Raw genomic sequence first — 21,847 nt, 5'->3', positions numbered from 1 at the left:
TGGCAGTCGACTGGGCAGAAAAGACGCCAGGAGGTAGTGAGAGGTATTGAGGTATAGGCCATCAATTCCGCCCGTCGACCAGAGCTTTCGCTCTTACTTTTGTACAGCTTTGTCAACCATAATTGCTTGGCAAAACTGTCAGCCATGGTAATGACTGACAATATGATTTTAGCATTTAGTGTGCCAAATTTATATTTAACTGAGTTATCAACACATTTTTTAAGTAAAACTATTAATAAACAGTTAGTTAATTAAAGTTTAGGAGTGTGGATAATGACTTTGTTTGTAAACACAAATATTTCGTCAATTAATGCCAAGCGGCAATTGATTACCACCAACAATGATTTAAGTACCGCTTTTGAGCGTTTATCGTCGGGTTTTCGAATTAATGGAGCCAAAGATGATGCGGCAGGTTTACAAATATCCAATCGTCTAACCACACAAATTTTAGGGTTGGATATGGCAGTCAGGAATGCAAACGATGGTATATCTTTGGCGCAAACCGCCGAAGGTGCATTGGCCGAAACAACAGTGGCACTGCAAAGAATAAGAGTGCTAGCGGTCCAATCTCAAAACGGCATTAATAATTCAGCCGATCGCCTAGCTTTACAAAAAGAAGTTTCCGCATTAAAAACAGAAATAAGTCGTATCGCCAGCTATAGTCAATTTGGTGGCGTCAACTTGTTGGATGGTATTTATTCAGCAAAATTTCTCGTCGGGGCTAATGCTGGTCAGACAATCAGCGTGAATATTTCCCGTTCCGGGGGATTCGGTACGTCAGGATTGTTTGCCGGTTACAATATTTCAGTGGCATCAGAGGCCCAAGCTTCAGCAGCATTAACTCGCGTAAGCCAAGCTATTTCAATAATTGACGCTAAGAGAGCTGATTTAGGTGCAATACAAAATCGCTTTCAATCCACAATTCGTAATCTGAGTAATATATCTGAGAACGTTTCAGCGGCAAGATCGCGTATTCGGGATACAGATTTTGCCACAGAAACGGCAAGTCTTACCCGTGCACAAATTTTACAACAAGCGAATTTAACGGTTTTGTCCCAGGCTAACCAGCGGCCACAAGCTGCATTGCAATTACTTGGATAATAGCGGTAAACAAATTAGAGGATCATATTTCTGAGGGTAGGAATTGAGAGGCCAACCCAGAGGCACATTGGAAATGTGTCTAGATTGGCCAAGGATGGCGGTGGTGTCGGCACCACCTAAATAAAAAGCCGACTAACAGGACTGAGAGTGTAGAAGTTTGGTTGAGAGGCCAGTATTCATTCTCTAACCCTGCCAGCCGGACAGAAACAGTATTTGCTCGTACTCCTAACGTGAGCAAGTTGGCCAGGTCATTTGATCTGGCCTTTTTTTATTTTTATGCCAAAAAAATGGCTTTTGTTATTTGTCTCACGTTTATATGAAATTAATTTAGCAATCGCTGTGCCAGTAATTAACATTGTTACCTGACAAAGGATTATTTTTCCTTACAGGGTAAAATTAAGGCAATGAATTAATCTGCATGTAGATGTGGCTCAACTTCAACTACACCCCTCGAAAGTCAAAATTTCGCGCAAGCAGATATTAGGCATTAAGCGCCATCTGAACTGTCTGTGACACAAGGAACGCTTATTTGTTCAACCTTTTCTTTATACCCGCTTTATTTTACCCGCTTAGCCCTGTGATTCGTTATTCCCAAAAAACACCTGACTTTCTTCGATTTAAGCCTATTTTCTTTAACTAAATTTTTATTATTTTTAGAGTATTTTTAAAAACCTTTATTTATCAACATGTTAAGTTTTATAAAAAATAGATAAAAAAACTAAAGATCTTCAAGTAGTGGTCGATAACATTAGTTGAGGGGAATTCTTTTTAAAGAATTTTATGTTGAGGGTTGGTAGAGGTGCCGATTCTCAATCAAAGAGAGGTGGCTTTCAAGATGTATTTCTTGGAAGTCAAAATTGAGGCGAATTACCTTATCAGTTAATAGGTAGTTCTCAGGAGGTAAATATGGGTTTATATGTAAACACCAATGTGTCGTCTTTGAATGCGCAGCGTCAGTTGTTTAATTCAGGACAGTCACTTAGCACATCATTTGAAAGATTGTCATCTGGCTTTCGTATTAACCGAGCAGCAGATGATGCGGCTGGTCTGCAAATCTCAGATCGTCTTACGACTCAAGTTCAAGGTCTAAACCAAGCAGTGCGTAACGCTAACGATGCCATTTCATTAGCACAAACGGCTGAAGGCGCTTTGGGCGAAGTAACATCATCTTTGCAACGTATTCGTACCTTAGCGGTGCAATCGCAAAATGGTATCAATACTTCTGCTGATAGACTCGCGTTACAAAAAGAGGTTTCAGCGCTGAAAACTGAAATTTCACGAATCTCGACTGACTCACAGTTCGCCGGCGTAGATATTCTTAAAGGGACATTTTCAGCTGCGTTTCTAGTTGGCGCAAATGGCGGACAGACTATTTCAGTAAACTTGTCGCGCTCTGGTGGATACGGTTCTTCAGGTTTGAACATTGGGTCATTGTCAGTTGCCACTATCGCAGGTGCATCTGGCGCATTGACGTCAATTGACAATGCAATATCGACTGTGGGTGCAGTAAGAGCTGATTTGGGTGCGTTGCAAAACCGTTTCCAATCCACTATTCGTAACCTGAGTAACATTTCAGAAAACATTGCTGGTGCTCGTTCACGTATTCGTGACACCGACTTTGCTACTGAAACTGCCGAGCTAACCCGAAATCAAATTGTTCAACAGGCATCTTTATCTGTGCTTAGTCAAGCAAATCAGCGACCTCAATCGGCGTTGTCTTTGCTAGGATAATTTGATTAGCTTTTTAGGTTAGTCTATCAACGATAATGCCACTATACTTGTATGGTTAGTGGCAAATTGCTTTGAAGTGGAGGTGAAAGATGGATGTTAATTTTTCACAGTATGGCCAGAATTTTGCACAGCAAGACATAACACCGTCGGTTTCTGTAAACGTATCTGAACAAAATCAGCTCAGAAATGAAAAAAAGCAAGGTGCCGATTCTGGGCAAAATGGTCAAGAAAATCAGAGACAGGCCGATAAAACTGTATCAAACAATGAAAGCACAGAAAGTTCTGTAAACATTGAAAGTGCAGTTAGCGAAATAAGTGATTTTCTGCAGACTTCTAATCGTCAACTATCGTTTTCTGTTGATGAGAAGAGCGAACGACAAGTGGTTAAAGTGACAGACTCGGAGTCTGGGGAAGTGATAAGACAAATCCCCACTGAAGAAGTACTCGCTTTGTCTGAGAGAATCAAAGATCTCCAATCTGACGTAGGTAGCGCAGTGGGGGTATTGTTTAACAAACAAGCTTAATTTATTTAAAGAGGTTCGTCATGACAATCCAATCATTAGGTGTAGGCTCGGGGTTGGCGTTAGATGATTTAGTCACGCAATTAATTGCCGCCGAAAGAGAGCCAAAACAGGCTCGTTTGGACGAAAAAGAAGAGTCACTGGATTCTGAAATTTCTGCTATCGGCCAGTTGAAGTCTAAAATGAGTGACTTTCTCGACACCGTTGATGAATTACGCAGTGATATCAATCTGCAAGGTCGCGAACCTTCTATCACGAATCCCGATGAAAGCGTCGAACCTTTTACTGCGGAAGCTGCCAATAGTGCTGTAAAAGGCGAATATCAAATTGCTGTTACCCAATTAGCTAGCGGCAGCCGCTTTGAAACAGAGAATGCTGTAGATGGCGGCTTTAGCGATTCAACTGATACGGTTTTATCCTCTGGAAGCGGCAGTCTAACGTTTAAAATTGATAGTACTGGCGATAGTTTTGATATTAACGTTTCTGCCGGTCAGACACTGCAGCAACTTGCTAATAAAATAAACAGTTCAGAAGATAATTTTGGTGTGAATGCAAGTATCATCGATACGGGTACAGCTGATGGTGGTGCTAAGCTTGTTTTAACCTCAACAACTACAGGTGATGGTAACGATTTAGTCATTGTGAATAATAATGACTTGGCAGACCTAAACCGAGTAGCAACCACAGATTCAACAGAAACGGCGTCTTATTTAGATCCAGTTCTGAGCGCCCAAAATGCTCAAGCTACCATTGATGGTATTGCGGTTGAATCTAGCACCAACGAATTCGAAAATACGATTTCAAGCGTTTCCTTTGAGGCATCAACGGTCTCAACGAAAGATGCTCTGGGGGAATTTCAAACCTCTACGTTACAAATTGGCTATGATACCGAAGGTTTAGATAAAAAAATTAGAGACTTTGTCGATAACTTTAATGCCTTGGCAAGTGAGATTGATACACTTACCAAATATGGTACTTCTGAGTTAGAAAATGATGGAGCGTTAGCTGGTGATTTTATGGCCAGGAGTATTACCTCAGGGTTAAGCAGTATTGTTGGCTCAAATGTAAGCTCTTCTGCGCTAGGGGGACTGTTTGCAATTGGTGTTGAACTTAACTCTGAGGGCAAACTAGAAATCTCTTCATATGATGAATTTGGTTTAGGCAGTGGAGAGGATCGCCTTGCCGAAGCATTAGAAGATAACTTTGACGAGATAGCGGCTTTGTTTACTGATGAAGATGAAGGTATCGCTGCTCGCATGTATGAATATACAAAAGAGTATACAACCTTCAGTGGGTTATTGGCGACAAGGGAGCAATCAGCAAAAGATGAAAAAGATCAGTTGTCTGAAGAAAGAGAACAATTCGAACTTCGCATGTTAAGTTTTGAAGAAATATTGCGTGATAAATATTTAAACCTTGATCAAACGGTAACAAAACTAAATCAGACAGGTAATGCGCTAATGGCTTCTCTGGGTCAAGTATAAGGAGTAAAAACGATGGCATTAAAAGGCATCAATGCTTATAAAAAAGGCAACTTAAAGCAGGATGTTGCTTCTGCAGATCCCCATAAAATCACACTCATGTTGATGCAAGGCGCGTTAGATCGCATGGCCTATGGAAAAGGTTGCATAGAGCGCAGAGATTTCGAAGGTAAGTCGGATCACTTATCTCGTGTTTCAGCGATTTTGATGAACCTTAGAGACACCCTAGATTTAGATATTGGTAGTGAAGTGAGTCAGAACTTATTTAATTTATATGATTATATGATTCAGCGTATCACAGATGCCAATATTCAGAATGACTTGAACATCATGGATGAAGTGATTAACCTGATGTTACCTATTAAGAATGCGTGGGCGAGTATCCCTGAAGATGCAAAACAAGAAGCCTATGAAGCGCAACGACAAAAACGAACAGCGGTCGTGTGATTAAACTAACTCTGAGCCACCAATATACGCCAGAAAACTTGAAAGCCATTAACACACAAATCGAAACTGTGTTGGCGGCTGCAGAGTTAGATGACAAATTGCTTAAGCAACTTATCGAAACACGGGATGAAGTTGTGGTTGATCACCTAAAGTCCCTAGACCAAACCGCTGAAAAACTGTTTAGTGAGAGCGAGTTAGAAACTAATAAATCGCTGACAAAGGTCATAGACACACAGCTTAAAGAATCGTTGAAACAATTGAGCGGTTTAATCCGCGGCAAAAAAAGCGTCAATAAATACAAATAATCCCGTTCTTGGCAAAACTTCACTTCGCAGGCGTTTGGGAACTCGTTCTATATCAAAACCCTGTCCTTTACTTTATTTTACGTTTCTATGTTAGCGAATAGTTTGTTAGCTGTGGAAAATTCTGCTAAATAATAGAAGGAATAATAATTGCTTATCCATTTCATACAGAGTTGCTGTTTCAAAAATTTGACAGTGGGTGAGTGGCTTTCATTCCATTAGGCTAATATAAGTCTATAATTTTAAAACAAATTGCGAATGCACTTAAGCCAACATACAATTGCAGCGAAAACGCAGTTAACTTTCTTCGCGTTACAACAGTGTCAGGTAGACAAGATAAATGTTTGAAAATAAAAGCGTATTGATTACCGGTGGAACAGGGTCGTTTGGCAAACGTTTCGTTTCGCATTTGTTAAAGAATGAAAAACCTAAAAAAATTATCATTTATTCCCGCGATGAATTAAAGCAATACGAAATGCAGCAACAGTTTGATGCCCCTTGTATGCGCTATTTTATTGGTGATGTAAGAGATAAACATCGTCTTAAATCAGCGATGAAAGATGTTGATTATGTGATTCACGCAGCAGCTTTAAAACAGGTCCCTGCAGCTGAATATAATCCCAATGAATGTATTAAAACGAATATTAATGGTGCGCAAAATGTAATTGATGCGGCCATTGAAACCGATGTTCGACGGGTAATTGCATTATCAACAGATAAAGCAGCAAACCCAGTCAATTTATATGGTGCAACTAAGTTAGCTTCAGACAAACTTTTTGTCGCTGCAAATAATATTTCTGGCGCGTCGGGCCCAAGGTTTGCAGTGGTTCGCTACGGCAATGTTGTGGGCTCTAGGGGCTCAGTTGTCCCTTTTTACCGGAATTTATTAGCCGAGGGCAAAACCAAATTACCTGTCACCCATGAGGAAATGACCCGCTTCTGGATCACTTTAGACGAAGGCGTTCAGTTTGTTATTACTAACTTCCAACGGATGCAAGGTGGCGAAATATTTGTGCCTAAGATCCCGTCAATTCGCATACTAGATTTGGTTGAAGCCATGAGTGGCAGTCGAGATTACGACACTATCGGAATTCGCCCTGGAGAAAAACTACACGAAGTCATGGTGCCAGAAGAAATGGCCCACCATTCGTTAGAGTTTGATGATCATTATGTGATTACGCCAGCCATTAAGTTTTTTGATAAAACCGTTGATTATCGCCTAAATAAATTGGGTGAAAAAGGGCGAGCTGTGGAAGATAAATTCGAATATCATTCTGGTACAAATCCCCACTTTTTAACGGTTAAAGAACTCGAAGCCTTAGATAAATTAACGTTAGATTAAGGCGCAATTGTGAGCAAATCAGTTGATAATATTCCCTACGGAAAGCATTTCGTTGATGATGAAGATGTTGCTGCCGTGGTTGATGTCCTGCAAAATCGCTTTCTTACTCAAGGGAGCATCGTTCCCAAATTCGAAAAGGCCTTAGCCACCTATACAGGCGCAAACTATGCCACTGCTGTAAACAGTGCCACTTCTGGTTTACATGTGGCGTGTTTAGCATTGGGAGTTGCTAACGGCGATCGCGTTTGGACCTCACCTATTTCATTTGTGGCCAGCGCAAACAGTGCTTTATATTGCGGCGCAACCATTGATTTTATAGATATCGATACAGAAACCCGAAATATTAGTGTAGAAGCCCTTGAACGCAAGCTAGCAAACGCTGAAAGCGCGAATTTATTACCCAAAGCCATTGTTGTTGTGCATTTTTCCGGTGCCAGTTGTCAGATGCAAGAAATTGCTAAGTTATGCCGCAAGTACAAGGTGGGTATTATCGAAGATGCGGCCCACGGACTGGGAGGTAGTTATCAACAGAACAAAATAGGGAGCTGTGAATACGCCGATTTAGCCGTGTTGAGTTTTCACCCTGTTAAGTCGATTACAAGCGCCGAAGGAGGGGCTGTGTTGACCAACGATGAAACCTTATTCGAACGCAGCAAATTGTTCGCCAAACATGGTGTTACCCGAGATTTAGAACAGATGGAAGGACCTTCTGAAGGGCCTTGGTACTATCAACAGGTAGCGCTGGGATATAATTATCGTCTAAGTGATCTTCATGCTGCCTTGGGCTTGTCTCAACTCAAAAAATTAGATGGCTTTATTAATAAACGTCAGATGTTGGCACAACGTTATAACCAAATGTTGAAACATTTACCATTGACGTTACCGACCATGAATAATGCCGATAAAAGTGCTTGGCATGTTTACATTATCGAGCTTAACGAGCATAAAAGAGACGCTATTTATGCCGCTTTGGTTGAGCGAGGTATTGGTGTCAATGTGCATTATATTCCGATTCATCTGCAACCCTACTTTCAAAAGTTGGGGTTTTCCCGAGGGGATTTCCCTAATGCAGAAAATTATTATCAGAATGCGTTAACTTTACCTTTATTTCCCAGTATGACTGCCGATGAACAAGACAGAGTAGTACAAGCATTAAATGAGGTATTAGCTTGAATTTAGCTATCATTCCCGCCCGCGGTGGAAGTAAACGTATACCAGCAAAAAATATTCGTAATTTTGCGGGCAAACCCCTGATTGCCTATTCAATACAAGCCGCGCAAGAATCAAACTTGTTTGATAAAATTTGGGTCTCAACGGACTCCCAAGAAGTGGCAGATATTGCGCGTAAATATGGTGCTGAAGTGCCTTTTTTACGGCCTGAAAACTTATCTAACGATGTGATAGGCACGCGGCCTGTCACCAATCATGGTATTGAATATTGCATCGATAAATTTGAAAAACCTGAGTTCTGTTGCTGTATTTATGCAACGGCTCCTTTTTTACAAGCTGAGTATTTGCAAAAAGGGTTAGCCTTGTTGCAGCAAGATGAAAGTAAATCCTTTTCTTTTTCTGTCACCAGTTTTGCTTTTCCGATTCAACGGGCAATCAGCGTTAAACAAGGCAATGTTGAGCCAATGTTTAAACAAGATATTTTTAAACGCTCTCAGGATTTAGAAGAGGCCTACCACGATGCAGGTCAGTTCTATTGGGGCAGAACTGATGATTATCTTTCTAAAAAAGGCATTTTTTCTCAACACAGTGTGCCCGTAATTCTCCCTCGTCATTTGGTCCAAGATATTGATACACCAGAAGATTGGCAGCGAGCAGAGTTAATGTATCAAGCCTATATCAAAGGAATCTAATATGAGTAAAATTTTGGTTATCCGTATGTTGGAAATGGGGGATGTTGCTAGCATAGCTGTGCCGACTGTTCGTCAGTTGCAACAGCAAAACCCGAACACTGAGATTTATTGTCTGACCCATGGTTTAGGGGCCGAAGTGCTGAAGTTAGCTACCCCCAGTGCAAAGCTCTTAACTTTGCCCAAGCATTATTGGCCGGATAACATTTTGCAGTCATTGGAGGCATTTCTTGGTTTGGCAGAAACCATCATTGAAATTGGCTTCGAACAAATAATTAACCTCGATACAGCATTTATGCCCTGTGTACTTGCCCGCTTTCTAAAAGATGCCGGTGAGCCAGTGCAGGGCAATTATTTAAATGTGCCGCTGCAACAGTTAATTGAACAGATACAAAATCAAAGTTTACAGCCTGAGTATGTAAACAATGCAGCTGAGTATATGCAAAGTTCATTTATGGGGATGAGCCGTTGGCATAGTCAATGGTGGATAAGTGATAATCTGCCTGACGGCGGTTATCCCGAATTTTATCTAACCCGCTGTTGTGGATTTAATAGCATGCCATTGGATTGGCATATTGATATTAAACCGGCACAAAAGTACTTAGACGCAAACCAACGTATTATCTATTTGGCACTTAATGATGCGCAGCATCCATATCCCTATTTCCACGAGCTAAAAACAATACTGCAGAATATCGGCTATTTGGTCATTCAAGACAATGAGCAAGAAAGCTTAGGCCTGCGTTTACAAGGATTAAAATCCAGTGATCTTTTGGTCTGTCTGCCGAATGCGATGTTCTCTTTAGCCGCTTGTGTAGAAACCCCTACATTGTTAATTCCCGGGCAGTTGGACCCGCGAATTTTGATGCCTGATTATGCCACCGACCAGAGCGATGAATTTCCTCAGCCAAAAGATCTTGCACAAAGCATAACCTCCATATTTGAGGCGCAACAGAATGCGTGATATCGCCATTGGTGGGCGTTTAATTGGCCCATCTCATCGGCCTTTTATTATTGCTGAGCTAAGCGGAAACCATAGCCAGAATTTCGAACTGGCCATGGCGATGGTAGAAGCTGCGGCAAAAGCTGGTGCCCATGCCATCAAATTACAAACTTATACTGCCGATAGTATGACCCTCAATGTTGATTCAGCTGATTTTGTTATCCAAGAAAAAAACAGCTTATGGCATGGTGAGGCATTACATGGTCTATACGCAAAGGCATCTACACCCTACGAGTGGCACAGTTGTTTATTTGCACGCGCTAACGAACTCGGCATGCTGGCATTTAGTTCACCTTTTGATGAAGATGCGGTGGATTTTTTAGAAACCTTAGATGTTCCTTGTTATAAAATAGCCTCTTTTGAGCTCACTGACATTCCTTTGATCCGCAAAGCCGCTGCCACAGGCAAGCCATTAATTATGTCAACGGGTATGGCAACCTTAGCTGAAATCGAACAAGCTGTAGATTGTGCTAAAACAGCGGGTTGTGACGATATTATTCTCCTAAAGTGCACCAGTACTTATCCTGCGGAGCCGAGCAATACGAATTTATTGACCATCCCTCACTTACAAGCTGCATTTAATACGCAAGTGGGGTTATCTGATCATACTGCTGGTATCGGGGTTTCCGTTGCTGCAGTGGCCTTAGGTGCGACTGTGATTGAAAAACACTTTGTTCTAGATCGCAACGCGGGTGGCGTGGATGCAGCATTTTCTTTGGAGCCCAGCGAGTTAAAATCCCTTGTAGAAGAGAGTGAGCGTGGGTTTGAAGCCATGGGAAGTGTGACCTATGGTGGAAGTGTTGCTGAGGAAAAGTCAAAGCATTACCGACGTTCTATTTTTGTGAGTAGTGAGATACCAGTAGGTCAAACTTTAACCCGTCAAAACTTGCGAATCGTGCGTCCCGCTAGCGGCCTTGAGCCAAAACATTGGGATTCTGTTCTAGGTAAAAAAGCCAAAAAAACACTTCCGCCTGGTACGGCTTTAACATGGGATTTATTTGAATGACCACTAAAACCACAGCCCATTAACGATTCTATGCAGCATATTTTATTCAGAGTAAATGCGGGTGTTACCTCAGGTTTAGGCCATTTAATGCGCTGTTTGGCTTTGGCTCAAGCTGCTTCTAAAAACCAATTTTCAGCTGTTTTTTTACTTAATTCGGAAGGCGCTAAACTCAGTCAAAACCGTCAGGATTGGATTGGACAAGTGCATGTGATGCCTGAGTTTAAAACAGATATCCAGGAAATAGAAAAGATAAGTGATTGTTGCATCAATCATAACATCGATGTCATCGTGATTGATGGGTATCATTTTTCTGCAGAATATCGTCAGCAACTTGCTTCGCTAAATTATCCTGTAGTGTGTTTCGATGATATGAATAATGCTGGAAACCTGTACGCTGACCTTATTATCAACGGTGCGTCAAGTGCAAATCAATTGGGTTATGCATTGAACCAACCGGATACGCAACTTTGTTTAGGGGATTCTTTCCGTGTGTTGCGTCAGGAGTTTTGTGATTTACAAAGCAAGCCAATAGAACAGCGTGAGTACCTAACCATAGTAATGGGGGGCAGTGACCCGGCAAATTTAATCATACCCTTATTTGTGAGTTTGGAACGGATGGGGTTTTCCGGAAAACTATTGATAATCAGTGGGGCCGCTTATCCCTTTCTCACACAACTAAAAAACCACCTTAATCATACTAAGATAAAGGTAGAACATCTTCATGACTGCCAGCAGATAGCAAAATGGTTTTTACAAACGCGGTTGGCCATCTCTGCCGCTGGTGGCAGTCAATTTGAGTTACATGCTACTGCCACACCCAGTTGTTTATTAACTGTGGCAGATAATCAACTTGAAGCAACTAAGGCTGCAGTACTCCAAGGTTGGTGTATTACGGAAGATTTTAGCGCTATTGTAGGACACAATGAAACACAACAACGCGTCGCAAAGGTTGTACAGCGTGTTGTTTCCCTATGGTCTAATGAGGCCGCGTTGTTAAATATGCAAAGTAGAGCTTTAGCCAGCAGAGATAGCCGAGGTGCTCAGCGGGTGATTGAGCAAATACAAACTTTATGTATTGCCAACAAAAAGTAAAATTATGGAACAGAATCAGATACTAACAGGTTATCAAGTCAGTCTAAGAGAAGTGCAGGAAAAAGATCTTCCGCTTCTACGACAGTGGCGAAATGACACAGAAATTCGCCAGTTTATGGTTTCTCAAACAGAAATTACTGAAGAGCAGCAATCTGCTTGGTTTCGCAAAGTGAGTCGTGATCCTAGCCAACAACATTTTATGATTTCGTATAAAGATCAGGATATTGGTAGTGTTAATATTCAATCGAGAGAATTGGGTAAGCCTCTTTCCCAAGCAAAGATCATCGAGCCTGGTTTGTATATTGGTGAAGCAAAATACCGAAATAACATAATCGCCTTTTCTCCTACATTATTAATTAACGATTACTGTTTTGAATCCTTAAAGTGCCAAAAATTAGTCGCTAAAGTAAAGTCAAATAATCAGGCTGCACTTAATTACAATTTAAAATTAGGTTATCAAATAGTCAAACCAGGTGATTTAATTGAAATTAGTTTGAATTTCGATGATTATCAACGGGATAGCAAAGCACTGAAAGCCTTACTTTCTCGCACTCCTAGGAAGCATAGAGAGTAATAAAGGAAACTTTAATGAATAACCAAGAACGAATAAAACAAGCCTTTTCCGACAGTTTAGCCATACCGCTGGAAAAGGTAAGTGATGATTTAGCTTACAACAGTATTCCTGAATGGGATTCCACTGCCCACATGATTTTAATTGCGGAGTTGGAAAACCTATTTAACGTAATGCTAGATACCGACGATATAATAGACATGAGTTCAGTGGCCAAGGCAAAAGAAATATTAGCTAAATATGAAATCGAGTTTGATGCTTAAGCAAAAAACACTGCTAATTACCGGGGCTAGCGGTGGAATCGGTCGGGCGACAGCAATTGAATGCGCTAAACAAGGCGCATTTGTGTATCTGGCTGGGCGTAATAAAGATCAGCTACAAGAGTTGTCGAGTCAGTTAGTCAACACTAAGGTGCTTACCTATGATGTCACTGATGAAAGCAGTGTGAAGCAAGGGTTTGCAAGCATAATGAAAGAGTCGGGACAATTGCATGGCTTAGCAAACTGTGCTGGCGTTATGCTGGATTCTGGGTTTATGCTGACTCGTTCTGCTGATCTGCAAACGCAATTTGCGGTAAATAGTGTTTCTGCGTTTACTCACAGTCAATTAGCTATGCGACTGATGACCAAAAATCGCAGCGGTAGCATCGTCAATCTTTGTTCCATCGTCGGTGAAAACGGCAGTGCAGGGCAAGCAGCCTACGCCATGAGTAAATCTGCGTTGTCGGGTTTAACTAAATCATTGTCAAAAGAGTTGGGTTCTTTGGGGATCCGTGTGAACGGTGTAGCCCCAGGCTTTATAGATACCCCCATGACAGCCTCCTATGAAGGGCAAAAACGCCAAACTTTGATTGATGCTACATCGTTGCAACGGGCAGGGACTCCTGAAGATGTCGCTAAACTCATCGCGTTCTTGTTATCCGATAATGCATCATTTATTACCGGTCAGATTATCGGTATCGATGGTGGATTGAGCCTCTAAACAATGTTTTATGACGCACTTTCCCAACATGCTAACAATATCGCTGCCATTGAAGGAGAGCAGCAACTTAGCTATGCGCAGCTTGAACAAGCTTGCAGACGTTTGGAAGGGGACCTCAGTCAACATTTAGGTCGCCGCAAAGGTGTGATTTTTATATTGGCGTTTAATGGCTTATCTACTTTGGTGGCTTATCTAAGTGTAATGAGGCAAGGTCACTGTGGGATGCTACTCAGTCCAGATACAGATAATTCTGTTTTACGCAAATTGTATAAAGAGTTTGATCCAAGTGCGACCATAAGCTGTTCGGCACTGCAAAAAAGTACGATTCAATATCATCAAACAAGTAGCACTTTGCATGATTGCCAAGGGAGTTTATTGCTATCTACCTCAGGTTCAACGGGGACGGCTAAACAAGTTGCCTTGAGCGCGCATAATTTGCAGGCCAACGCCGAGGCTATTTGTGCGTATTTGCCCATAGAGAATACGGACAAGACGCTGTGTTCTTTGCCTTTTTTCTATTCTTATGGGCTCTCAATCATCAATTCCCATTTGCACAAAGGGGCTTGTTGTATTTTTTCGGATGCAAGTCCGGTGAGTCGTGACTACTGGCAGTTATTTGAGCAACACAAGATCAATAGTTTTGCCGGTGTACCTTTTACCTATGAGATGCTTCTCAGGTTGCGCTTTGATCGCAAATCATTACCTCATTTGCGCTACTTTACCCAAGCGGGTGGAAAACTGGCCTGTGACGCCATTAAAACATTAGGTCAATTTGCGAAACAGAATCGAAGCGAGTTTTTTGTGATGTACGGCCAAACCGAAGCAAGTCCAAGAATGGCTTTTTTAGATCCCAAACTCGTCACTCAAAAGCCTGAGTCAATTGGTCGTGCTATTCCTGGAGGACGATTTAAGTTAGTTGATGAGCAAAATCAAGTAATTGAGCAACCTAATAGGGTCGGCGAACTGTTTTACTCTGGTGCCAATGTGATGCTTGGTTATGTTAATAATCAGGCCGATTTAAATGGCTTATCCATCGATTCAAACCCATCTAAGGATAGATGGCTAGGGACAGGAGATTTGGCTTATTTTGACGACGATGGTGATTATTTTATCACCGGGCGTAAATCGCGTTTTGTTAAATTATTTGGTTTGCGAATTGACTTAGATGAAGTTGAGGTGAGTTTGCAAGAGCTGAATATTGCCGGATTAGCCACAGGTAACGATAGTTGTCTGGTGGTGGCAATTGTGTCTGAGAAGCATCAGCAACCTAATGTGGATGTCAAAAAATGGCTAAGCCAACGTTTTGATTTACATCCAAGGATGATCAAAGTGACTTATTACGATGTTTTGCCGTTAACTGAAAATGGCAAAAAAGATTATCAAGGCGTGCTTAATTCGGTATTGGCTGAATCACTATGATTAATGATAGTAACCCAATACTAGTAAAATACCTGAGTTTATTCGAAGAGCTGCTAGCGTCGGATGTTTATGCCCTTGAACAAAGCCAAAAAGAAGCCTTATTGCTGCCGGTATTAAACCAGTTACATCAACTTCATCAGCAACATTGCCAAGCGTATCAGAACATTGTTGATCACCACGTAGGCGATGCAAAGAAAATCGATGAATTACCTTATTTAGCTGTGCGCTTGTTTAAACAGTTGAACTTAAAAAGTATCTCTGACGAAAATGTGTTCAAGGTACTGCAATCTTCAGGAACAACCTCTCAAACACCGGCAACCATCTATTTAGACAAGGCCACCAGTGCCAGGCAAAGTAAGGTTTTGGTTAAAATTTTACAGCAAACTATAGGTCGACAGCGTTTGCCAATGTTGATTATCGACTCTCCCGATATTCTTAAAAAACCAGAATTCAGTGCCAGAGCTGCGGGTATTCAAGGCTTAGCCTTTTTTGGTCGAGACCATACCTATGCCCTGGATGAAAATATGCAGCCTAATTGGCCTGTTATTGAAGCATTTTGCCAAAAGTACGCTGAACAGCCCGTGTTGATTTTTGGTTTTACTTTCATGGTCTGGTTGTATTTTATAAAAGCATTACAAAATAACGGCAAGACAATATCCTTACCAAATGGCATTTTGATTCACAGTGGCGGATGGAAAAAGCTAATTGAACAACAGGTTGACAACGTCACTTTCAAGCAGACGTTGATGGCAACAACTGGCATTTCAAAATGCTTTAATTTTTATGGCATGGCGGAGCAAGTAGGGTCGGTGTTTGTAGAGTGTTCACAGGGCCATTTACATGCCCCCATATTTGCCGATGTGGTGATTCGTGATCCGTTTACATTGAAGGAGTCAGCCATGGGCGAAACAGGTTTAGTGCAAGTTTTATCAGCCTTGCCAAGCAGCTATCCTGGACATAGCTTACTTACTGAAGATTTAGGTATTTTAAAAGGTGTGGACGATTGTCTGTGCGGCGCCAAAGGCAAGTATTTTGCAATCAAAGGTCGACTCCCTAAGACCGAAGTGCGCGGTTGTAGTGATACACACTCAGAGACATCATTATGAGCTCGTTGACTATCTTAGCGCCAGTGGGAGGTGATTTGAATATGATCAATCACCGCGCTGAAGGGTTTAGGTGTTTTGATCCTGAAGTGTTGAGTTTTATTGAGGCTTTGTCTACTGCATTGTTAAAAGATAGCGAAGCCAAATCTTTTCCAGAATTAGTGGCTTTGGGGTTCTGGTTACGGAAATCTAACCTGAAAAAATTACATGAATTTGCTCCTACCGGGATTGTTAAACCCCTAGGATGGGTTTTGCATTTCACCCCTGCAAATGTGGACACTATGTTTATCTACAGCTGGATATGTTCCTTGCTAATGGGGAATCACAATGTCGTTCGAGTGGCAACCAAAAGCACCGAATTAAGAGGGTGCTTATTGGGTATCATAAACCGGCTTTTTGCGCAGCCAGCCTTCGTTCGATTAGGGCAGTATAACCTGTTTATACATTACGATAAGCAGTCAGAATATTCGAAAATACTCAGCAGTAAAGCGGATGCGCGTGTTATCTGGGGTGGAGACGAAAGTGTTAATGCTATTCGGCAATTACCTTGTCAGCCCCGTTGTCGCGATATTAGTTTTGCTGATAGGTATTCTGCTGCTGTGATCAACGGTGACCAATTAACCAGAGAGAATGTACCAAAATTAGCGCAACTCTTATGGCAAGATACTCAGCCTCATGGGCAGTTGGCGTGTTCATCACCGAGGTTGATTTATTGGTTAGGCGATAGGGCTTTGCAACTCGAGTTATTTCAACAAGTAAATTGTCTGGCCACGCAAAACGAACAAACGATTAATAGTTTAAATGATCACCTGGTTACGAGTCAGTTGCTAAAAAGTACCGGGGAAGCTGCTGAGCCCATCATTCAAAGCGCCGTGGGAGTGATTCCTGTCAGCTGTTTTGACGAGCATTGGCTAGATTGGCATCTCGGTGGTGGTTACTTTTTACTGATGCAAATAGACACCTTGGAAGACATAGCAGCAACAAGCAATGCTAAACTACAAACCTTGAGCTACTGGGGGCTAGAGCAACAAAGCTTAGTCAAGTTTGCTCAGCAACCGTCGATACAGGGAATAGATAGAATTGTGCCTGTGGGCCAGGCATTAGATTTTTCTCCGGTTTGGGATGGGTATAACCTGTTTGATCAACTTTCACGATTAAATGTGATCGGTTAGTGAGATAAGTGCAGAAATAGAGGCAAATATTTTGAAGCAAAAAGTGATTATATTTGGAGCGGGAAATGCCGGTATGGCTGCTAAGAATAATCTGCACTCTGATTACCAAATTATCGCCTTTTGTGACAACGACCCACAAAAGAGCGGCTTAGAGATCGATGGCATCCCAATTGTTTCGGTGAAAGAACTACATAATCTCAATTATGATGTAATTATGATTGCCAGTGAATATTTTGAACAAATAGAAACACAGTTAAAACAACAAGAAAATATTGCCGAGAAAAAAATTAAAGTATTGCATGCAACTGCAATGAAACGCTTCCACTTTGGTGATAGTGACCTGACAAAACAGGTATGTGAAGAGGTATTATTGGCTTTGTGTGATGCATTAACGGAAAGTGGCATAAAGTATTATGTGGACGCTGGTACCTTATTAGGTATTTATCGAGATGATGCTTTTATCCCTTGGGACGATGATTTTGATATTGCCGTTTTAAGGGATGACATTGAAAAAATAAGAAGCAATCAAGGTACACTGTTGACGGCCTTAGAACGAGTGTCTAATCAGCCATGGAAAATTACCGAGTATTACGCAGAACAAGCTTTCGGTCTAGTAAAGGCTGGTGATACGCGGAGTTTTAAGTTAGAGCCAACAGATGCTAACTGTCAGCTTCCTTTAATTGATTTATTTGTAAAGTATGTAGACCAGCATGTAATGGATTATGTTATTGCATCTCGAGGGTTTTCCATGCCAAGTCGTCACATGCTTCAACTGGCTTCTTTTACATTTCGTGATAAATCTATATTTATACCCAGTGATGTAGAAGGGTATTTAAGTCGCCACTACGGTGATTGGCAAACCCCTAAATCTGATTGGACCTTGGATGATATTCAGTCATCAACATTATATGACGAGAAAACCTTGTGAAAACGATTCTAACTTATGGCACCTTTGATTTACTTCATGTTGGTCATGTTAATTTATTGGAACGTCTAAGTGCGTTGGGAGACAAACTCATTGTAGGTGTGTCTACCGACGAGTTTAATCTTTTAAAGGGTAAACAGTGCATTTACGGTTACGCTGAACGGGCAAAGATTGTTGGCGCTTTAGGTTGTGTTGATTTAGTAATACCCGAACACAATTGGGAGCAAAAAAGCGAGGATATTAAAGAGTACAATATTGATGTCTTTGGAATAGGCGCAGATTGGCAAGGAAAATTTGATGAGCTTCAGACGTTGTGTGAGGTCATTTATTTGCCACGTACTCCTAGTATTTCAACAACAAGTTTAAAAAAAGCACTGTCACAAATAGATAGTGAAGCAATCCAAAAAATCAAACAAGGTTTGGATGGTGTGCTGGATATTGTAAAAGCATTGGAATAGGTGATTTTATAATGATTGTTGTTTTGCAAGATGTTGGACGAAGAGAAAGAGTCAAAAAGCAGTTATGGAAATAATATGTCACCACAAATAGAGCTGCTTGGCCTCAAACCTGGACAGTCCGTTTATATTACCCCATTTACACCAATGTCTGAAAAGCTTAAGCGTTATCTTGAGCAAGACTCCAGTATCAATTTTTTAGGTTTTGTGGATAAAAGCAAGCAGGGGCAAGATATCATCTCTCCTGATGATTTAGCTCAGAAAAAGTTCGATAAAGTACTTATTATTTCCCCTAATTATGGGCTAGAAATAAACAAATCTTTGAAACAAATTGGCCTTGCCAATTCAAAACGACAGTTGGTGATTTACAATGAGGGTTTCCGACAAATATCTAACTTCAAACTCTGGTGGCAAAAAACCAAAAGTAATGCTTTGCCAGGAATCCATTTAGTATTACAGCGACATTTTAAAAAATACATGCAACGTGATAACAACGTACTATTTTTAGGGCAGGGGTTCATTGACCTTAACATCAAACAGCTCTACTTGTACTTTGAAAATCAGCAAAGAATTAATGCGGTAATAGCCACCGACAATAAAAATCAAATCGCGTTGTTAAAACCTCTTGGTTTCAAGATAATCGACATTAACTCATGGTTATTCATTTTGTACAGCCTAAGATCTAAACTGATGGTGTTAGATCATAACCCCATCACCCAAGATTTACGCTACGCAATTAATGATGCGAAAACCATTCAAATATGGCATGGTATTCCTCTTAAAAAAATTGGTCATCTGGCTAATTACAAAGCCGTAAAATATGATTTAGTTATATCAACTTCAGATTTTGTGACAGATTACGCCTTTTCAGAAATTTTTGATTATAAAAGAATTATTAACTCTGGGTATCCCAGAAACGATGTACTATTTGAACAAGGCGATAATAAAAAAAGTTTAGCGCTGGTTGATCAAGATATATATGCTTGGGCGAAAACTTCAAATAATAAACTGATTGTTTATACCCCAACATGGCGTGGGGACTCTTTTGATAACAACCCCATCAATCTAGACAAGTTAAATAAGTTTGCTAAGCAACATGATTTACTTATTGTATTGAAGATGCACCCTTTCATTCGTCCAGAATCATTTTTTGACTCAATGGAAAATGATGATTATCAGTTTACACCGGACTATCAACACAATATTGTTTTTTATCCCAGTACCAGTGATATTTATCCGCTGTTAGCCATGTCATCGTTATTAATTACAGATTATTCATCAATCTATTTTGATTATCTGCTTTTGGATAAGCCCATCGTATTTTTTATTTATGACAAATTGGAATACGTAAAGCGCCACGGCGACTTCATGCTCGATTTCGAGAAAAGCACCCCCGGCCTAAAACCTGAGGATTTACCAAGTTTATTTGCCAGTATTTTAAGTTCATTAGACAAGGATGACTTTGAAAGCAAAAGACAAGAGCTAAAGGAAAAGCTGTATGAAACTAACAATATCGGAAAAAGCTCTGCAGTGATTTTTGATGAAGCTATGAATTTATTGGAGTGTCGATGAACAGTGTCGATTTATTAAATATTCCGAGTGTTTTGTTTTTAGATAGGCCTTTTGCTAGCGGCTTGGTGCACCTGTGGCTGAGGGAGTATTTTTTTTCAATAGGATTTAATATTCTTGATGATGAAATCCCCCCTTGGAAAAAAAACACCAAATTGACAGATTGTGACAAAGTGGAAAATGACTACCTTAGCGAGTTAGATTGGGATGAAATGGCTCGGCACACAATTGCTCGTTTGAATGGTCGATACAGCAACAAAGTTGAAACTCCACAACAAAAAATAGAACTTATTAACCAATTTAAACTTTACGCCAGTAAAATGGAGAATGCATTTACGACTAAAAATGTAAAAGTAGCGATTATATTTGGTAACTATAGAATCGAAACAAAGCTAGCCGCTTATTTTAGTGAAAAATATCAAGCTCAATTAATCTGCATTGAAAGTTTCTTTTTACAGAATTACTTTTATTTGGAAGCAAATAGTACACAAATAGCCAATCATCATGGGTTTGTTCAAAAGTGGCCTTTTATACGTAACCTAAAAGTGACGTCTGAACAACTTGAAATTCTTGAACGACTCATGCGAGACAGAGAATGTCATGGACTTTTAAATGGCTATATTTCGATGCCTGCAGCTAGTCAGGAATTGCCAGAGCAGTTACTTGTAGTTGCTGAACGCAAACGTAAAAATAAAGGTAAAATTGGGTTGTTACTGGGACAAATGCCCCATGATGCCGTGATTGTTAATGACCTCACAGCTTTTCCAACCCAAATTGAGTTTCTTAGCTTTATCATCACGGAGTTCCTTTCTCAGTGTACAGCTGATGATACGATTGTTTGTCGACTACATCCGCTAGAAGCTAGATACGGTGATGACACAGTGAAGCACCTTCACCAACAATTTGGTAATCACCCTCAAGTAATATTGTTCAGTGGGGATGATTGTAACACCTACCAACTGATGGAATTGGTCGACTTTGGTGTTGTCGCGAATAGTCAGAGTGGACTGGAAATGATCTATCGTGATAAACCACTCTTAGTGTGCGGTAATCCCTATTATTCTGTCGAGATGTTTTGCTTGCAAGCAACAGACAGAGAAACCATTCAAGTCCAATTAACTCGTTTATTGGCAGGGTGGCATCCATCTGAAAAAAAACTACAGGTTGCTAAACATTATTTATGTGGCTTAATTTTCCATCATTTATGTCCAAGGAATAAAACTGAAATATGGAACCGATTAAACAATATATCGGCGATTCAAATTTTACGGACTGAAGATACTTTGAATGTAACAAAACAACACAAGCAACTGGGTATGTCATTGATGCCAAATGCCAAAGTTGGTCGAATAAAACTGAAACCTCCAACTGATATTAATATGGAGCATAAAGTACTAGTGATAGGTTCTGGAACTTTCAGTTATCATTTCGCCGAGTTCTCTGAGTATAACCTTACCTTCAGTTCTGATCTGCCCGCCGATTGCGAGCAAACCATTGGGGTGAGTAATGTTCATTTGTTAGATGAACAATTAGTGATTGAACACCACATAATTGTGTTTTGCTGGCCACTAAATAAATGTCGAATTTGGTTGAGTAACGGTGCTACAACTTCTCTCGTAAATAAGACTCTGTATTATATCGAAAAAATACAGCAAGAAGATCAATGTGAGTATCAATTTAAACCTATAAATAGCTCAGGTGTTGTAAACGAATAGACGGAAGCTCAAAGCTTTAAACTAATTAAAGAACTATTCTATTAAGCCGATA

22 protein-coding genes are annotated in these 21,847 nt (G+C 40.6%); all 22 read left to right on the top strand.

Translation table 11 applies throughout. The features are described from left to right. Window positions 1-273: 273 nt before the first annotated feature. The 22 genes from Q4574_RS00610 to Q4574_RS00505 all read left to right on the top strand — a co-directional run bounded on the left by Q4574_RS00610 (window position 274) and on the right by Q4574_RS00505 (window position 21,795). Window positions 274-1,101, top strand: a complete 828-nt coding sequence (locus Q4574_RS00610; protein ID WP_303470272.1) for a flagellin — start codon at window positions 274-276, stop codon at window positions 1,099-1,101. Window positions 1,102-2,007: 906 nt separating this feature from the next. Further along, the gene (locus Q4574_RS00605) at window positions 2,008-2,832 is read left to right on the top strand and encodes a flagellin (protein WP_303470271.1); all 825 of its coding nucleotides are present in this window, start codon (window positions 2,008-2,010) and stop codon (window positions 2,830-2,832) included. Window positions 2,833-2,921: 89 nt separating this feature from the next. Beyond that, window positions 2,922-3,356 (top strand): flagellar protein FlaG, encoded by a 435-nt coding sequence (locus Q4574_RS00600; protein ID WP_303470268.1) that lies wholly within the window; start codon window positions 2,922-2,924, stop codon window positions 3,354-3,356. Between the two features lie 20 nt (window positions 3,357-3,376). Then, window positions 3,377-4,837 carry a flagellar filament capping protein FliD gene (gene fliD / locus Q4574_RS00595; protein ID WP_303470264.1) on the top strand — a complete coding sequence of 487 codons (1,461 nt, stop codon included), beginning with the start codon at window positions 3,377-3,379 and terminating at the stop codon, window positions 4,835-4,837. A gap of 12 nt (window positions 4,838-4,849) precedes the next feature. After that, complete coding sequence (gene fliS, locus Q4574_RS00590; protein WP_303470261.1) at window positions 4,850-5,281, top strand: flagellar export chaperone FliS; 432 nt, start codon at window positions 4,850-4,852, stop codon at window positions 5,279-5,281. Further along, a complete protein-coding gene (locus Q4574_RS00585) occupies window positions 5,278-5,586 on the top strand; it encodes a hypothetical protein (RefSeq protein ID WP_303470259.1) in 309 nt (102 codons plus the stop codon). The genes fliS and Q4574_RS00585 overlap by 4 nt, the downstream gene beginning before the upstream one ends. 337 nt (window positions 5,587-5,923) lie before the next feature. Next, window positions 5,924-6,925, top strand: coding sequence for a UDP-N-acetylglucosamine 4,6-dehydratase (inverting) (gene pseB, locus Q4574_RS00580; RefSeq protein WP_303470256.1), 1,002 nt, complete (start codon window positions 5,924-5,926; stop codon window positions 6,923-6,925). A gap of 9 nt (window positions 6,926-6,934) precedes the next feature. Beyond that, a complete protein-coding gene (pseC, locus tag Q4574_RS00575) occupies window positions 6,935-8,098 on the top strand; it encodes a UDP-4-amino-4,6-dideoxy-N-acetyl-beta-L-altrosamine transaminase (RefSeq protein WP_303470255.1) in 1,164 nt (387 codons plus the stop codon). Continuing rightward, on the top strand, window positions 8,095-8,787 hold the full coding sequence (gene pseF, locus Q4574_RS00570) for a pseudaminic acid cytidylyltransferase (RefSeq protein WP_303470253.1): 693 nt from the start codon (window positions 8,095-8,097) through the stop codon (window positions 8,785-8,787). The genes pseC and pseF overlap by 4 nt, the downstream gene beginning before the upstream one ends. Window position 8,788: 1 nt before the next feature. Further along, a complete protein-coding gene (locus Q4574_RS00565; RefSeq protein WP_303470250.1) occupies window positions 8,789-9,748 on the top strand; it encodes a glycosyltransferase family 9 protein in 960 nt (319 codons plus the stop codon). Next, window positions 9,741-10,793 carry a pseudaminic acid synthase gene (gene pseI, locus Q4574_RS00560; RefSeq protein WP_303470249.1) on the top strand — a complete coding sequence of 351 codons (1,053 nt, stop codon included), beginning with the start codon at window positions 9,741-9,743 and terminating at the stop codon, window positions 10,791-10,793. Before Q4574_RS00565 ends, pseI begins: the two co-directional genes overlap by 8 nt. Window positions 10,794-10,823: 30 nt before the next feature. After that, window positions 10,824-11,885 (top strand): UDP-2,4-diacetamido-2,4,6-trideoxy-beta-L-altropyranose hydrolase, encoded by a 1,062-nt coding sequence (pseG, locus tag Q4574_RS00555; protein WP_303470248.1) that lies wholly within the window; start codon window positions 10,824-10,826, stop codon window positions 11,883-11,885. Window positions 11,886-11,889: 4 nt separating this feature from the next. Then, the gene (locus tag Q4574_RS00550) at window positions 11,890-12,459 is read left to right on the top strand and encodes a GNAT family N-acetyltransferase (protein WP_303470245.1); all 570 of its coding nucleotides are present in this window, start codon (window positions 11,890-11,892) and stop codon (window positions 12,457-12,459) included. A 14-nt stretch (window positions 12,460-12,473) separates the two neighbouring features. Further along, the gene (locus tag Q4574_RS00545) at window positions 12,474-12,719 is read left to right on the top strand and encodes an acyl carrier protein (protein ID WP_303470243.1); all 246 of its coding nucleotides are present in this window, start codon (window positions 12,474-12,476) and stop codon (window positions 12,717-12,719) included. After that, window positions 12,712-13,437, top strand: a complete 726-nt coding sequence (locus Q4574_RS00540; protein ID WP_303470241.1) for an SDR family NAD(P)-dependent oxidoreductase — start codon at window positions 12,712-12,714, stop codon at window positions 13,435-13,437. The genes Q4574_RS00545 and Q4574_RS00540 overlap by 8 nt, the downstream gene beginning before the upstream one ends. Window positions 13,438-13,440: 3 nt before the next feature. Further along, window positions 13,441-14,856, top strand: coding sequence for an AMP-binding protein (locus Q4574_RS00535; RefSeq protein ID WP_303470239.1), 1,416 nt, complete (start codon window positions 13,441-13,443; stop codon window positions 14,854-14,856). Beyond that, the gene (locus Q4574_RS00530) at window positions 14,853-15,962 is read left to right on the top strand and encodes an acyl-protein synthetase (protein ID WP_303470237.1); all 1,110 of its coding nucleotides are present in this window, start codon (window positions 14,853-14,855) and stop codon (window positions 15,960-15,962) included. The genes Q4574_RS00535 and Q4574_RS00530 overlap by 4 nt, the downstream gene beginning before the upstream one ends. Next, the gene (locus Q4574_RS00525; RefSeq protein ID WP_303470235.1) at window positions 15,959-17,131 is read left to right on the top strand and encodes an acyl-CoA reductase; all 1,173 of its coding nucleotides are present in this window, start codon (window positions 15,959-15,961) and stop codon (window positions 17,129-17,131) included. Before Q4574_RS00530 ends, Q4574_RS00525 begins: the two co-directional genes overlap by 4 nt. Before the next feature lie 31 nt (window positions 17,132-17,162). Then, window positions 17,163-18,059 (top strand): LicD family protein, encoded by an 897-nt coding sequence (locus tag Q4574_RS00520; RefSeq protein ID WP_303470233.1) that lies wholly within the window; start codon window positions 17,163-17,165, stop codon window positions 18,057-18,059. Next, complete coding sequence (locus tag Q4574_RS00515) at window positions 18,056-18,514, top strand: adenylyltransferase/cytidyltransferase family protein (protein WP_303470231.1); 459 nt, start codon at window positions 18,056-18,058, stop codon at window positions 18,512-18,514. Before Q4574_RS00520 ends, Q4574_RS00515 begins: the two co-directional genes overlap by 4 nt. Window positions 18,515-18,589: 75 nt before the next feature. Continuing rightward, entirely contained in the window at window positions 18,590-20,083 is a 1,494-nt protein-coding gene (locus tag Q4574_RS00510) for a CDP-glycerol glycerophosphotransferase family protein (RefSeq protein ID WP_303470230.1), read from the top strand. After that, on the top strand, window positions 20,080-21,795 hold the full coding sequence (locus Q4574_RS00505; protein ID WP_303470228.1) for a hypothetical protein: 1,716 nt from the start codon (window positions 20,080-20,082) through the stop codon (window positions 21,793-21,795). The genes Q4574_RS00510 and Q4574_RS00505 overlap by 4 nt, the downstream gene beginning before the upstream one ends. Window positions 21,796-21,847: the final 52 nt, after the last annotated feature.

Origin of the sequence: Aliiglaciecola sp. 3_MG-2023, from assembly GCF_030548205.1 — a bacterium.
In the GTDB taxonomy this organism is placed as follows: domain Bacteria; phylum Pseudomonadota; class Gammaproteobacteria; order Enterobacterales; family Alteromonadaceae; genus Aliiglaciecola.
Note: the sequence above shows the minus strand (reverse complement) of the source record. Positions and strands in the feature narration are given on the sequence as shown.